Origin of the sequence: Sporolactobacillus sp. KGMB 08714 (assembly GCF_036598985.1) — a bacterium.
Lineage (GTDB): Bacteria > Bacillota > Bacilli > Bacillales > Sporolactobacillaceae > Sporolactobacillus.
On sequence record NZ_JAUUBW010000012.1, the window covers coordinates 156,308 to 171,124 of the forward strand.

The following is a 14,817-nucleotide window of genomic DNA, read 5'->3' on the forward strand; positions in this document are numbered from 1 at the left end:
TGTACGGCGGCGGACCGTGCCGTCCGCCGCCATTTTCAGTGCTCGGCCGGGTCGCTTTCGTCGATCCCGTCCATCCACTGATCGTAGTACTGATTTCTTAAGAAGCGGACCCTTTCGTCGCCCGAATAGCCGTCAATGTCCGTGGCCGCTATCGCTTCCACAACTTCGACAAAACCGATCCCTTCTTCATCATCGCTATAAGGAGTGTCTTCATAAATCATCTCCTGATCATTGTATTCGGAGACCAGATCAAAGGCGTTCTGTTCGTCGAAACCACTTTGATTCAAAGCCGAGAACCCCGTTCGGCCGGGATCGGCGATCAGCGATTCTTCAACCGGGCGTTCTTTCCGGCTATGTTTCGGCGGTGCGTTTTCAACCGCGGTTCTGGCTGTCGGAAGCGCTTTCAGGCGTGCAATCGGAATCTTTTTGCCCGTTATTTCATCAATGCCGTACGTCCCTTTTTCCATTTTTGCCAGAGCGTCATTGATATCGTTCCATTCATCATGCATGCGTTTGCTGAAAGCCAGATCCTTCTCCCGTTCATAAAGCTGTGTGGCGGATTCTGCCGGATGGTTATCATAAGCGGACAGCTCTCCCGATGCAATGTCGGAAACCGACCCCAGTTCCGCGGCGGTCTCCATGTCGCTTTTCATTTTTTTTTCGAGCATTTCTTTGCGTTTAAGCAGTTGTTTCTTTATCCTGCGGTAGCTGAACAAATTAAATCCCCCTTTCCGCACACATGTTTAGTGTGCAGTAAAGGGGGCATTTTAAGACGGCGAAAAAATTACGTCTTAAGGAAAAATTTTTCTTCTGTCACAGGCCGCCGGGCCGGTCAGTCGTCGAGACTGACACCCGCATAGTCATGTTTGACCGTTTCACAGCATGAGGCGCACAGAGTCGGATGCTCCGGATCCTGTCCGACTGTCGGCAGGATCGCCCAGCAGCGTTCGCATTTTTCCCCTTCGGCGCGGCCGACGTTCACGGCTTCCGGAGAATAGCGGTCCGCCGTTTCAGGAGCGGAGTCCGGACCGTCGGAACAGTCGACATGGGAGACGATAAACAGTTTGTCCAGAGCGGGCTGTTCTTTTAACCATTTCATATTCTCGGGCAGATACAAAGCAACCGACGCTTCAAGCGATTTGCCGATCAGTTTGGCATCCCGGGCCTTTTCCAGCGACTTCAGCACGTCGTCGCGAACCGCAAGAATCTTTTCCCATTTCTCTTCAAGCGCCTTCGCATCCGGCACATGAACCGGTTCCGGCATGTCGGTCAGCTGAACGTAAGCGGAAACCCGAGCGGCACCCGGGATGAACTGCCAGATTTCTTCGGCCGTATGCGGGATGATCGGCGACAGCAATTTAGTCAGGGCCACTGCAGTCCTGTAGAGCACCGTCTGTGCGGCACGGCGGACAAGGCTTGCTCTCGGCTGAACATAAAGCGCGTCTTTCACAATGTCCATGTAAAAAGCACTCAGATCCGTCGTACAGTAGTTTTGAACGGCCTTATAAACATTCAGGAACTGGTAGTCGTTGTAGCTCTTCAGGCATGTATCCACCAATCCGTTCAACTTAACCGTCATGAATTGTTCCAGTTCCGGCATATCCTCAACGGCCACTGCATTTTTCGGATCGAAATCATTCAGATTGCCGAGCATAAAACGAATCGTATTGCGGATTTTACGATAAACTTCCGCCACCTGCGCGAGAATGTCATTCGAGACCCTGGCGTCCGCCTGATAGTCGACGGATGCGACCCAGAGCCGGATAATGTCGGCTCCGAACTGTTTCATCACTTTCATCGGGTCAATGACGTTGCCGACGGACTTGCTCATTTTCAGCCCCCGGCCGTCAAGTGTGAATCCGTGACTGAGCACTTGCCTGTACGGCGCATGTCCCGTAACCGCCACCGCCGTCGCCAGCGAAGAATTGAACCAGCCGCGGTATTGGTCGGAACCTTCGAGATACATATCCGCCGGCCGGCGCAGTTCCGGGCGGGTCGTCAGCACTCCCTGATGCGTCGATCCGGAATCAAACCAGACATCCATAATGTCCGTCTCTTTTTTGAACGTTCCGTTCGGACTGTGCACAGAAGCAAAACCCTCGGGAAGCAGATCTTTCGCGTCCCATTGGAACCAGATATTCGATCCGTGTTTGCGGAACAATTCGGCAACGCGGCGGATCGTTTCATCGGTGATGATCGGCTCGCCGTCTTCTCCGTAAAAGACCGGGATCGGGACGCCCCAGGCACGCTGGCGTGAAATGCACCAGTCTTCGCGATCCTTAATCATGTTCGTCATACGGACGTCGCCCCATGAAGGGATCCATCTCACTTCATGAATCGCCTTTAGAATATCCTGACGAAATGCTTTGATGGAAGCAAACCACTGCTTCGTTGCCCGAAAGATGACCGGTTTTTTCGTCCGCCAGTCATGCGGATACGAATGAGTAAAGGTGCCGACTTTCAACAGTGCATGAACTGCTTTCAGTTTGTCAAGGACCGGTTCATTGATTTTCTCATAAAACATGCCTTCAAAACCCGGTGCTTCGTCCGTCATACAGCCGCGATCATCGACGGGGCAAAGAATATCGAGGCCGTATTTTTTGCCGACATTAAAATCATCTGCGCCAAAGCCCGGCGCCGTATGGACACAGCCGGTTCCGGCGTCAAGCGTGACGTGGTCGCCGAGAATCAGCGGCGAATTGCGATTATAGAACGGATGGCGGCAGACCACGCCTTCAAGTGCTTTTCCGCTAAAAGTCCGAAGCACTTCAGGATTCTCCCAGGCCAGCGTCTTTGTGAGCGATGCAACCAGATCCGACGCCACGACAAATTTTCGCTCTCCGACCCGAACTACACTGTAATCGAATTTCGGATTGACCGCGATGGCAAGATTGGCCGGCATCGTCCAGGGTGTGGTCGTCCAGATTACCACTTCTTCGTCTTTTTGCAGAACATCCTTGCCGTCCGTGACATGAAAGGCGACATAGATCGAATAAGATTGGACATCCTTATATTCAATCTCGGCTTCGGCAAGCGCAGATTCTGAGGACGGAGACCAATAAACAGTTTTTTTATCTTTATAGATATACCCCTTTTTCGCCATGGTGCCGAAGACTTCGATCTGTTCCGCCTCAAATTCCTTTTTAAGGGTCAGGTAAGGATGATCCCAGTCGCCGCGGACGCCCAAGCGTTTGAACTGCTTCTTCTGACGCTCTACCTGGCCGAGCGCATAGTCTTTGCATTTCTCGCGCAGTTCGGCAACAGACATTTTTTTGCGGTCGATACCCTGTTTGGCCAGCTGCTGTTCGATCGGCAGCCCGTGCGTATCCCATCCGGGTACATAAGGGGTCTGGTAGCCGGACATCGATTTAAAGCGATTAATGATATCTTTCAGCACTTTATTCTCGGCATGGCCGATATGAATATCGCCGTTGGCATAGGGAGGACCGTCATGCAGGATAAACTTCGGTTTGCCCTCGTTGCGTTTTAAAGACTGCTCGTAGATGTGATCGTCATCCCACTTTTGCTGCATCACCGGCTCTTTGTTCGGCAGATTGCCGCGCATTTTAAAAGCCGTCTTCGGCATCAGCAAGGTTTTTTTATAATCCAATGTTTTGCGCCTCCATCTTTCTCAAAGTCAGTCACAAAAAATTTATATCAAAAAAGCCCCCCCATCCCAAAGGGACGGAAGGACCGCGGTACCACCCTATTGACAGATCTGCTCTGCCGCTCGAATCATTCCATAACGTGAATGAAGCGTCTTCCCTACTCGGAGCGGAGCTGTCCGCCCGTTCAGATCCGAACTCAGGAGTGATTTTCTTCAGTGCTTGAAACACCGGGCTTGCACCGCCTCCCGGCTCGCTTGCTTTCGCCGCACTGATTACTCTCTCCGTCATCGCCTGCTGAATATTAAAAATCTTCATATAAAGCCAGTATATGCATTTGCCGGCATGGTGTCAAGCTCGCGTCTGTATGACACTGCCGTCCTGATCCGCCGGTTCGTCCTCATCGCCCGAACCGGCGGCAAGATTCTTCCAGTCGTCGCTTTTCAGGAGCTCAAGCTGTGCTTCAATCAGCATCTGAAAACGGGTGCGGTAGACATTGGCTTCTTTTTTCAGTTCTTCAATATTGACTGTCACTTTGCGCGATTTTTCAAGTGCTTCGTTGATGATCCGGTCGGCATTTTTCTTTGCCTCCATCACGATCAGCTTGCCTTCTTTATTAGCGTTTTGTTTCACTTCTTCCGCTGTTTCCTGAGCGACCAGAATGCTTTTATTCAATGTTGTTTCAATGTTTGAAAAGTGGCTGAGCTTTTCTTCTGAATTTTTAACCTGCAGTTCCAGATCTTTCTTCTCTCTGATCAAGGCTTCATAGTCTTTAATGATCTGATCAAGAAAATCGTTGACCTCGTCCTCATCGTAACCGCGAAAACCACGAGAAAATTCTTTATTATGAATATCCAACGGTGTTAATGGCAATCCGGTTCACCTCCCAGTCAATGTATAGTCACGTATAGAATTACTTATTTCAGTTTACCATATCGCAAACGAATTTTGTTCTTTTTTGTAAGGCCGGCGATCACGATTATTTTGCTTCGTCCGTAGCCGCGTAAAGACAGTGTGTCACCCTCTTCGATATAAAAATCTTTTCTGTCCACAATCTGCCAGTTCACTTTGGCCATTCCCCGCGCAACCAGCTCGGAGACTTTAGAGCGGGACAAATGATAAATTTCCGCCATGACCGCATCCAGTCTGAGGGAAGCGACCGTTCCCTCAGACTCCAGCCAGCTCTCTTCGCTATGTATCAGTGACGCCCGGTCAATCTTCCGGCAGGTCACCGCTGTTTTTCCGACAGACGTCAGATTCATCAGCAAAAATTTTTCAACTTCCGTTGCGGCAATGAACTGAACCCGCCCGTCCGAAACAATCAGATCGCCCAGTTTGCTTCTGACAAGGCCGGTCCCGAGCAGCGCACCGAGCAGCTGCGCATGCGACAGATCCGCAAACCGCGAAGGATAATCCACCTCAATATATGAAAGCCCGAAATCCTGTTCCCGAGCTTCGCGGTACGGCGGAAGAATCAGCGCCCGCTTGCGTTCCGCCTCCGCATGGCCTCCCGACAGAGCAAACGTGATCTCCTCGCCGCCGATCACCGAATGTAAAATTTTTTGCCGGCGCGGGTCGAGAAAATCGGTCAGTTTTGGCGCATAGTATTTCGAAACCTGATCCTTTAAATCCAGAAAATGATCGATAATCGGCCGCTCTTCGCGGCGGAAATGTTCATAAACGGACATATTGAATCACCCGAACATCAGGGCGATCTGGTAAATGCCTCTCGTCGCCAGCTGAAGCACAAGAAATGCGACAATCGGAGAAAGATCAAGGACGCCGCCGATCGGCGGAATGATCCTCCGAAATGGGGAAAGGAAAGGTTCGCACACTCTTGCAAACAGGCGGCCGATCCGGGAACTTTGGACGCTCGGCAGCCACGACATTAAAATATAGATGACTAAAATCCATGAATAAATACTGATTAGCTGTGCCAGCACATCTGCAATCAGATACAATGCATTCACCTCGCTTCATCCGGTCAATAAGATTGTCCGTCTTCTTTCCAGTCGTTAATGATTCCTGTGATATCGACAAAATCCGGTGCAAATAAGAATGTATCCCTTCCTATTTTTCGAATCTGTCCGTCCAGGGCAAAAACGGTCCCGCCCATAAAATCGAGGATCCGCTGCCCCTCCGCTTTCGTCACACTCTGCAGGTTGCAGATGACCGTGCGTTTGTTCTTCAGATGTCCGACCACGCCTTCCACCTCTTCAAACGATTTCGGTTCGACAAGAACAACCTTGTCCCGCTGGCGGACGTTCTGAATAGCAACGATTCTCCCGCCCTTTTCAATCGTTCGTTTCTCGGCGGGTATCTGAACAGCATCCTTATTTTTGTAAAAAGCACTTTCGTCCGAAGGTTCCACAGTTTCTTCGAGATCAAAAAACCGCCTGAATGTCGTTTTGAGCCCCATCTTTTTCAGCTCCCCTTCCATTCATTTCCAACCAGCGAGGTCCCTATTCTGACGAATGTTGCACCCTCTTCAACGGCAATTTGGAAATCATGGGACATTCCCATTGAAAGCTCCGTGCACGGTGCATAGTCGAGGCGGCGGTCTCTGATCCGGTCGCGGCACTGGCGAAGGCCGCGGAATACTTTGCGGATCAGTGCCGTGTCTTCTGTATTCGGCGCCATCGTCATCAGGCCGATCACCTGAATATGTTCAAAAGCCCCGAGCTCTTCAATAAAAGAATCCAGTTCTTCTTCAGCGATTCCGTGCTTCGATGCTTCTCCGGAAAGATTCATTTCGATAAAACATTTCAGTTTGCCGGCCTTCATCCGTTTATTGATTTCGGCCGCCAGCTTTAAGCGATCAAGCGCATGAAAATAGTCGATCCGGCCGACAACGTCTTTTACTTTTCTTGTCTGAAGCGTCCCGATAAGATGCCAGACAACGCGGCCGTCATGGATGGCGCTCTGTTTCTCGAGCAGCCCTTCTTTCCGGTTTTCGGCCAGATTGAAGAGTCCGCAATCGACGGCTTCCTGCGCCCGTTCGTTTCCGACATACTTTGTGACCGCAATCACGGTCACCTCTTCCGGACGGCGGCCCGATTTCCTGCAGGCCTCCTCAATTTTTTCATCAATGATACGAAGATTTTCCGCAACTGTCAACTTGTACCTTCCCCTTTGTTCTTCATGCCGATAAATCCCATCATACGCCCGGTGCGCCCATGATCTTTCCGATATGAATAAAAAAGTTCCGGGAAGACGCTCGTCTTATAGCCGGTTACCTGAATCTGTTCTTGAGGGACGCCTGCCCTGATCAGGACAGCCCGGTTCAGCGCCTGAAGATCAAGCAGATAATGCTCGTCTCCGTGCAGCGTGACTGCACCGTTCCGGATCCCGCGGCCAAGCTTTGATACTTCATCGATAACCGTCTGATCTACTTCATAGTCCGCACCGGCAATCGCCGGACCGATGACCGCATAAATATCCTCCGGCACGAGATCAAGCGTCCTGCACATAGTTTCAACCATTCTGACGGCACCGAGCCGAACGGTGCCGCGCCAGCCGCAGTGCATCAGCCCGACGGCAGCGGGCTGTTTACTGTAAAAGTACACGGGAACACAATCTGCAAAACAGAGCGCGAGCAGCAGATCCGGTTCTGTTGTAAACAGGCCGTCGACATTTTTAACAGCGGTGTCGGGACTTGTCGCTCCGGCGCCGGCACATTCACCCGTCACACGGGCGATGTTTGTACCGTGCACTTGTTGCGCGCAAACCCAGCGCTCTAAAGAAAAGCCGATCTCTTCGGCAGCCTTTCTGCGGTTTGCCACAACATTTTCCCGATCGTCGCCGACGTGAAGGCCCAGATTCAGCGAGGCAAAAGGCGCCCGACTCGTCCCTCCCGTCCGCAGCGAAATGCCGGACAGGATCATTCTATGCCCTGCAGCAGCCGGTTCCGTCATCAGAGTCAGCTTATTCTTAATGGAGAAAGGTTCCGCCATCACGTTCATCCCTTCTTCGCGGATTCAAGGGCACGATTATTTTCCTTTATTCTACCATATCCGCCGGAACAGCGCTTTAATTTATGATTCTTTTTCGCCCGGAGCCGGATCCCGATCATTGTAAAAGCGGACAAGGATGACATCGGCTCCAATGCGTACAATATTGTTCCATGGTACAACCACATCGTTTTCTCTTCCGAACAGGCCCATGACGCGGCCGGCACCGGGGATGATCAGATTCTCAATTTTTCCCGTAGACAGATTCACGTCAAGGTCTCCTATATGACCCAGCCTTTTACCGTTCTCAACATTGACAACCTCTTTTGTCTGGAAATCGGAAATTCTTGGCACGGCTTCTCCCCCTCTCACTATCTTAATATATGGGGGCGCGTGCGGGTTGAGAAGTGAAAAATGGAGACGGGATCGGCAGCAGGCGGCAGGAGCGGTATCTGCAGAGATCTTATCACGGCGGACATAAAAAAGGCGCCTGCCTGCAGCAAGCGCCGGATTGTTGTTTTCCATCAGGCATCCGTCACGGCCCGATATCCTGATTCATTTCCTTGATTGCCATTTTCTCGAGGCGGGAAACCTGCGCCTGTGAAATACCGATTTCCTGAGCCACTTCCATCTGGGTTTTCCCATAAAAAAAGCGCATGGCAACGATTTTCTTTTCGCGATCATGCAACTTGCCCATCGCTTCTTTAAGGGCTATCTTGTCCACCCATTCTCTGTCTCTGTGCTTTTCATCACTGATCTGGTCCATGATGAAAATCGGATCGCCGCCGTCGCTGTAGATCGGCTCAAAAAGAGAAACGGGATCCTGGATGGCATCCATGGCAAAAACGACATCCTCGACAGGAAGATCAAGCATTTTTGCCAGTTCGGAGGCGGAGGGCTCCTTGGAGTGTTTAGCAATATAGCGTTCTTTGGCCTGCAGCGCCTTATAGGCCATGTCGCGCAAAGAACGCGATACGCGGATCGGATTGTTGTCTCTCAAATAGCGGCGGATTTCGCCGATGATCATCGGGACGGCATAGGTCGAAAAACGGACATTCTGACTTAGATCAAAGTTATCAATCGATTTCATCAGTCCAATACAGCCGACCTGAAACAAATCGTCCACAGACTCGCCGCGGTGATTAAAACGCTGAATCACACTGAGTACAAGGCGAAGGTTGCCGTTTACAAGTTTCTCTCTCGCCTCGATCGTACCCGACTGAAGTTCTGTAAATAACTTACGCATTTCTACGTTCGTCAGGACAGGAAGCTTTGCTGTGTCCACCCCGCAGATTTCTACTTTGTGCCGTGCCATAAAGGATGACCTCCCCACATAATCGGAGCTTTCTATAACGTCAAGTATCTCCTGCGGATGTCATTTTATGCACGGCAATTCCCTCCTGTTTTCCGTCGCGGGCGGACTAGGCCATTTTACTGAATTCCTTCTTCAGCCGTTTGATAATCCGTTTTTCAAGCCTTGAAATATACGACTGCGAGATGCCGAGCTGATCGGCAACATCCTTCTGCGTCTTCTCCTTTCCGCCTGCCAGCCCGAAACGCAGCGTCATAATTTCTTTTTCCCGGTCGCTCAGCATCAGCATCGCCCGCTGCAGAAGCGAACGATCCACTTTCCGCTCCATGCCTTTTGTCGTTATGTCGACCGCCGTGCCGAGCACGTCCGACAGCAGCAATTCGTTGCCGTCCCAGTCCACATTCAGCGGTTCATCCAGCGAAACCTCTGTACGTGTCCGGTTATTTCTGCGCAGATACATCAGAATTTCATTTTCAATGCAGCGCGATGCATAGGTCGCCAGTTTGATCTTCTTTTCGGGATTAAAGGTATTGACGGCTTTAATTAATCCAATGGTTCCGATACTGATCAGATCTTCAATATTGATCCGCGTATTGTCGAACTTGCGCGCGATATAGACCACGAGCCTCAGATTGCGCTCAATCAGCGTGGCGCGCACTTTCTGATCGCCGGAAGGCAGCTTTTTCATCAGCTCCGCCTCTTCATCTTTCGAAAGCGGAGAAGGGAGTCCGTCGCTTCCCCCGATATAGTAAATTTCTTCAGGTTTTATATGGAGCTTAACAAGAATCCGAAACCACATTTTCCGAAAAAAGGTTTTCATTCGCTTATTCCTCCTTGATTGCAGTCGCAGGTCAGGATGCCGGTTCAATCACCTTGCCGTGAAGCAGCATGTCCGGGTGAAGAAGACTGTCAAAATCACCCGCTGCGCTGAGAGCGTGTTCCGTCAGTGCCACATAGACTTTTCGGCACTCAATCAGTTTCCCTTCGTGTATGATCAGAACGCGATCCGGCCTGACGGCGGTCGCAAAGCGGCGGCTGCCGTCAACCGCCGTGTACGGAATCAGTGCGAGACGGTTTTTCCATTCGGCCGCCAGGCTCTCCCGGCCCAGCATGCCTTCCTCTCCGGAAAAAGCCCGGAAGAGTTCGGCGGGAAGCGCATCCTTGCAAGCCTCCCGGCTCAGAAACATGACCGGAAACCGGGTCAGCGGTTCATACAGTTTATTGCCGCTGTCGATGAAGGCTTTCGCTTTAATCGTCAGATCAGCCATCTGAATGATCGCTTCGGCGCCCGCAGAACTTTGCCATTTTCTGACTACCGTATGATCGATCCTTTTTTTCGAGAAGAACCAAAGAAACGGAAAACCGGCGACGATTACAATCCAGCTGACCGGATCCCCGTAATTCAGTGTCGTCAGGAAACGGCTGTTCGCATAGAACGCATCATTCTGAAAAAAATAATGCAGGGCAAAAAGTCCTCCCCCGATCGCAAATGCCAGAAAGTAGAAAGCTGCAAGATTCTGTACAAAAACGGATAGCCGGCGGAATCCAAAGGTGACGTATATGATCAGCACGGAAAAAAGAAATTTGCCTAAGGGATGGGCGACCAGAAAAGCAAGAGGCGTGAAAAGGATCAGAACGACGGACGATGCCGTGAGTGCGCCGAGCCAGAAGCGCAGCCGATTTGTCCGCCGCTTGAGCATCAGCGCCGTCAATTGCAGCAAACTGGCATCGATCAGCAGATTAAGAAGCCATACGGCATCCAGGTAAAGAACCAAGCTCCCACCTCCTTTGCATGTTTAGGAATAGTATACGGGCCTTTATCCATGAAAGTCTGTCATTCCTTGGCAGGATTTTCCCTGTTATTTTGGCTCTTTTTGTCGCTCGCAGAACAAAAATAAAGCTCCGGAAACGGATGATTGCAAGAATCATCGTTCCGGAGCCTGTCACTATTCATTGTGCGTTGCGTGGAACAATCATTGAGAGAATCTGTCTGATCCGGCGGATGCAGCCTGATCCGGCTGCACGGCCGCTTATTGATTTTTGCTTCTCCGATTGCGCAGGAAAGTCGGAATGTCCAACGTCTCCTCGTCCTCCACAAGGCTATGCGGCCTGCGGAGCGGCTGTTTCGGAAGACCCGGCCCTTCATCGCGGCGGACTTCATGTTTCAAGCCGCCCGGCTTTTTTTCCGTATCGGAAGCCGCACTCGCCGCCTGACGGCGGCCAAGGTGAGGCTCCTGTTCCGGTTTGATCTGCTGATGCTCCTGCGCTTCTTCCTGAAAACCGGTCGCGATCACAGTGACAACGATTTCGTCTTCCAGTTCTTCACTGATGACCGAGCCGAAAATCATGTTAACTTCTTCGTCCGCTGCCGTAGCCACAATATCCGCTGCTTCATTAACTTCGTACAGGCTGAGATTGCTCCCGCCCGTGATGTTCATCAGCACACCTCTCGCGCCGTCAATCGATTTCTCCAGAAGCGGACTGGCAATCGCTTTCTTCGCTGCTTCGGCCGCTCTGTTTTCTCCCGAAGCAATGCCGATCGCCATCAGTGCCGAACCGCCCTCGGTCATGATCGTTTTCACATCGGCGAAATCAAGATTGATCAGGCCGGGAACAGCGATCAGGTCGGATATGCCCTGAACGCCCTGGCGCAGAACATTGTCTGCCTCTCTGAACGCGTCAAGCATCGGTGTGTTTTTATCGACGATTTCCAGCAGGCGGTCATTCGGAATCACGATCAATGTATCTACTTTTTCCTTGAGTGTAGCGATTCCGTTCGAAGCCTGCTTGGCCCGTTTTCTTCCTTCAAAGGTAAACGGCCGGGTAACTACCCCGACAGTCAGCGCGCCGACTTCTTTTGCGACTTCGGCAATAACCGGTGCGGCACCCGTTCCGGTTCCGCCGCCCATGCCGGCCGTGATAAATACCATATCGGCACCCTTCAGAATTTCTTCGACCTGATCCCGGCTTTCTTCAGCGGCCTTTTTACCGATGTCGGGGTTCGCGCCTGCGCCGAGTCCGCGGGTCAGCTTTTCGCCGAGCTGAAGCTGGACTCTCGCCCTCGACAGCTTGAGCGCCTGCGCATCCGTATTAGCGCATACAAAATCAACCCCCTGAATGCCGCTTTCGATCATTCGGTTGACCGCATTATTTCCGCCGCCACCCACGCCGATGACTTTTATTTTCGCGAGACGTTCCTCCATCTCCACATCGTTCTCATACATTGTTCATTTCCTCCCATATAATGATTCCGCCACCCGATTAATCGAAGAATAAATTGAACCAGTTCTTCACTTTGGCCGTTACGCCTTCATGTTCATTTCGATCCAGATTTATCTTCTTTTTTTGCTTTCGTTGTTTCGGCTCAGCTTCATAGCGTTCGGGAGCAACGGCAGCCGCAACTTCTTTGCCCTGAATCTTGACATTGTGATAGGCGAACTGGATGAGACCGATGCAGGCCGTATACTTTGGTTCGCGAACGCCGATATAATCCGGTGCCGCAATGCGGACGTTGGAAGCCAGTTTATTGACCGCAAGATCCAGCACGCCGGGCATAGCCGTCACGCCGCCGGTCAGCACAAAGCCGCCCGGAAGATCGTAAATTCCGATTCTTTCCAGTTCTTCGCGGACAATATCGAAAATTTCCGCCATCCTTGCTTCAATGATCTCCGCAAGCTCTTCCTGATTGAGCATCTGTTTTTTGGCGCTGCCGATCTGCGAAGCCGTAAAAGTATCCTCCTCGGATGCGATTCCGACAAAGGCCGCGCCATGCTTGACCTTCAGCTGTTCCGCTTCATCCGTGGGAATTCGCTGAATAATCGATATGTCTTTTGTAATATGATTTCCTCCGATGGGCAGCTCGAATGTGGAAAGCAGAGATCCTTGATCAAAAACGGCAACACTCGTCGCTCCCCCGCCTATATCGATCAGGGCGACACCGAGATTCTTCTCGTCTTTGGACAGGGCAACCGAACTGAGCGCAAGTGTCTGCAGGCAGACATCCGAAATCTGCAATCCCGCCTTCTCCACGCAACGCAGCAAATTATGGAGAACAGTTTTGGATCCTGTGATCAGCGTTCCTTCCATCTCAAGCCTGACCCCGATCATTCCTCTCGGGTCGTGAATTTCATCCACTCCGTCAACGATGAACTGTTCCGGCACAACGTCGATGATCTCCCGCTCGGGAGGAATGGACATGACCTGGGCGGCATCTATGACTCTTGCGATATCGACATCGCCAATCTCATGATTCTCATTGGAGACAGCTACAATACCATGACAGTGCCTTAGCTGGATATGGTTTCCGGAAACACCGACGATCACGCTTTTAATATTCAGACCCACCATTCTTTCAGCCTGTTCCACGGCATTCTGAATGGACCGGACCGTTTCATCGATATCAACAATAGAACCTTTCCTGATCCCATATGATACAGATTCGCCAACACCAATGACGTTAAGGGATTCGCCGGCCATTTCTCCGATGACAACCTTAATACTGGACGTACCGATGTCTAGGCTAACAAATACATCCTCGCTGTTCATTCTGTGGCACCCCCTTTACCTGAGCATCCGTTGTTCCTCTATTCGGGATGTTTGGATCGAGTGATAAATGGCTGGACTTCTGAAAGACAAAGGAAGGCTCATTTTATTTTCAACCCAACGCTTTCTGCTCCTCATTATAGAAACACACCTTAATCTTTGTATTCTACAAAACAGAACATATCCCTTTATTTTAATCGATAAAACAAAAAATCATCCCGTTCTACATGTTTTCATCGGCATTCTTGAGAATAAAATGAAGAGAATCCCTTACTTTTTCATTCCCAAATTAAAAGAGCAAACGATGAAACTAGAACTAAATTCTAGTCTACACCAACTTGGTAGACTAGAAAAGGCATAATCACGATTAGTAATCCATTTGAAAACTTCTTTTAATCCGGTTAAAGACATAAAATTCAGAAGATTAATCCATCCGAATTTTTTCGCAGGACGGTTCTTCCCGTGCTGTTCGTCTGTCTCCGGTCAGTTTCCGGCGCTGCCTTGCGTGCTGTCGGGGACAAAATAACTGCCGACACTGAGATGAATCGTCCCGTGCGCTCCCTTGGGCAAACTGGCGGCAATTTCAGGATAAAGCTGTATGTTCCTAGCAAAAGTATTCGTACTGGCAACTACGCGGTTGCCGTCATTCATATAAAGCATCAGGTTGTCATTGTCCGTCGGAGCGGATATGTAATGGATATCGGAAATGCTATGAATCACCTGCTGAGGAATCTTCGCCAATCCCTCGGTAACCGCCCTTAAATCGGCCTGACGGCTGAAACCGTATAACACCGGCGCATCAACAGGCAGCCTGCTGCCGGAAATTTTGGCAAGCAGCGCGCCGTTCTGAAGAATCGGATAGTATCCGCCGTTCTTTTCCAGATAAGCTTTCCGTTCGTATTCCTGTATCCGAATCGTTACGCGGTTTGGAAATTCGGCCCGGACGGAAGCGGTCCGGACGGTCGGAAGCTTTTCAATCTGTTTTTCAGCGGCTGCGGGCCGGACATCCCAGATATGTGTCCGGTCGGAAATGCCGCTGGCCTGAACGACCTGGCTGTAGCTGACCAGCTGCTCGCCCGATACGGAAAGCTGGCTGACTTTGCTGAACGGAGACTGAAAATAGACCACAACCAATAGCAGAAGGAAAAAGAAGGATGCGTAAAGAACAAAACGGTGGTTTGCCTTTTGTTTCCGTTCTTTTTTTAATTGCGGAAGCCGGTCTTCCAGCGGCACGACTTTTTTCCTGTCCACGGCTCTCCCCCTCTCTCATCTATCGGATAATACGGTGCTTCGGGAAGAAGGGTTTTAAACGCTGTCGCTTTCTTCTCCGTTAATTCTATTTTATTTTCTTTTGATTAAAACAGCAAACCCGTTATGCAGACCGACCGCATAAAACAGAGTTTGCTGT

Annotated in this window: 15 protein-coding genes; all 15 read right to left on the minus strand. The window is 50.7% G+C overall.

The window, feature by feature from the left end:
* Positions 1 to 35: 35 nt before the first annotated feature.
* Positions 36 to 716 carry a hypothetical protein gene (locus Q6A92_RS06890; protein WP_332237472.1) on the minus strand — a complete coding sequence of 227 codons (681 nt, stop codon included), beginning with the start codon at positions 714 to 716 and terminating at the stop codon, positions 36 to 38.
* Positions 717 to 832: 116 nt separating this feature from the next.
* The gene (gene ileS / locus Q6A92_RS06895) at positions 833 to 3,610 is read right to left on the minus strand and encodes an isoleucine--tRNA ligase (RefSeq protein WP_332237473.1); all 2,778 of its coding nucleotides are present in this window, start codon (positions 3,608 to 3,610) and stop codon (positions 833 to 835) included.
* A 346-nt stretch (positions 3,611 to 3,956) separates the two neighbouring features.
* A complete protein-coding gene (locus tag Q6A92_RS06900) occupies positions 3,957 to 4,478 on the minus strand; it encodes a DivIVA domain-containing protein (protein WP_332237474.1) in 522 nt (173 codons plus the stop codon).
* A 44-nt stretch (positions 4,479 to 4,522) separates the two neighbouring features.
* Positions 4,523 to 5,293 carry a YlmH family RNA-binding protein gene (locus Q6A92_RS06905; protein ID WP_332237475.1) on the minus strand — a complete coding sequence of 257 codons (771 nt, stop codon included), beginning with the start codon at positions 5,291 to 5,293 and terminating at the stop codon, positions 4,523 to 4,525.
* Positions 5,294 to 5,299: 6 nt separating this feature from the next.
* Complete coding sequence (locus tag Q6A92_RS06910) at positions 5,300 to 5,566, minus strand: YggT family protein (protein ID WP_332237555.1); 267 nt, start codon at positions 5,564 to 5,566, stop codon at positions 5,300 to 5,302.
* A 23-nt stretch (positions 5,567 to 5,589) separates the two neighbouring features.
* The gene (locus tag Q6A92_RS06915; RefSeq protein ID WP_274397510.1) at positions 5,590 to 6,024 is read right to left on the minus strand and encodes a cell division protein SepF; all 435 of its coding nucleotides are present in this window, start codon (positions 6,022 to 6,024) and stop codon (positions 5,590 to 5,592) included.
* Positions 6,025 to 6,029: 5 nt separating this feature from the next.
* Complete coding sequence (locus Q6A92_RS06920; RefSeq protein WP_274397511.1) at positions 6,030 to 6,722, minus strand: YggS family pyridoxal phosphate-dependent enzyme; 693 nt, start codon at positions 6,720 to 6,722, stop codon at positions 6,030 to 6,032.
* Positions 6,719 to 7,558, minus strand: coding sequence for a peptidoglycan editing factor PgeF (pgeF, locus tag Q6A92_RS06925; protein WP_332237556.1), 840 nt, complete (start codon positions 7,556 to 7,558; stop codon positions 6,719 to 6,721). Before pgeF ends, Q6A92_RS06920 begins: the two co-directional genes overlap by 4 nt.
* Before the next feature lie 81 nt (positions 7,559 to 7,639).
* Positions 7,640 to 7,909: a YlmC/YmxH family sporulation protein gene (locus Q6A92_RS06930; RefSeq protein ID WP_274397513.1), complete on the minus strand. Its 270-nt coding sequence runs from the start codon at positions 7,907 to 7,909 to the stop codon at positions 7,640 to 7,642.
* 181 nt (positions 7,910 to 8,090) lie between these two features.
* Entirely contained in the window at positions 8,091 to 8,870 is a 780-nt protein-coding gene (gene sigG / locus Q6A92_RS06935) for an RNA polymerase sporulation sigma factor SigG (RefSeq protein WP_274397514.1), read from the minus strand.
* A 106-nt stretch (positions 8,871 to 8,976) separates the two neighbouring features.
* Positions 8,977 to 9,687 carry an RNA polymerase sporulation sigma factor SigE gene (gene sigE / locus Q6A92_RS06940; RefSeq protein ID WP_274397515.1) on the minus strand — a complete coding sequence of 237 codons (711 nt, stop codon included), beginning with the start codon at positions 9,685 to 9,687 and terminating at the stop codon, positions 8,977 to 8,979.
* A 31-nt stretch (positions 9,688 to 9,718) separates the two neighbouring features.
* Complete coding sequence (spoIIGA, locus tag Q6A92_RS06945; RefSeq protein WP_274397516.1) at positions 9,719 to 10,642, minus strand: sigma-E processing peptidase SpoIIGA; 924 nt, start codon at positions 10,640 to 10,642, stop codon at positions 9,719 to 9,721.
* Between the two features lie 255 nt (positions 10,643 to 10,897).
* The gene (ftsZ, locus tag Q6A92_RS06950; protein ID WP_274397517.1) at positions 10,898 to 12,091 is read right to left on the minus strand and encodes a cell division protein FtsZ; all 1,194 of its coding nucleotides are present in this window, start codon (positions 12,089 to 12,091) and stop codon (positions 10,898 to 10,900) included.
* 37 nt (positions 12,092 to 12,128) lie between these two features.
* Entirely contained in the window at positions 12,129 to 13,412 is a 1,284-nt protein-coding gene (gene ftsA / locus Q6A92_RS06955; RefSeq protein WP_274397519.1) for a cell division protein FtsA, read from the minus strand.
* A 480-nt stretch (positions 13,413 to 13,892) separates the two neighbouring features.
* The gene (locus Q6A92_RS06960) at positions 13,893 to 14,660 is read right to left on the minus strand and encodes a cell division protein FtsQ/DivIB (protein ID WP_332237476.1); all 768 of its coding nucleotides are present in this window, start codon (positions 14,658 to 14,660) and stop codon (positions 13,893 to 13,895) included.
* Positions 14,661 to 14,817 lie beyond the last annotated feature (157 nt).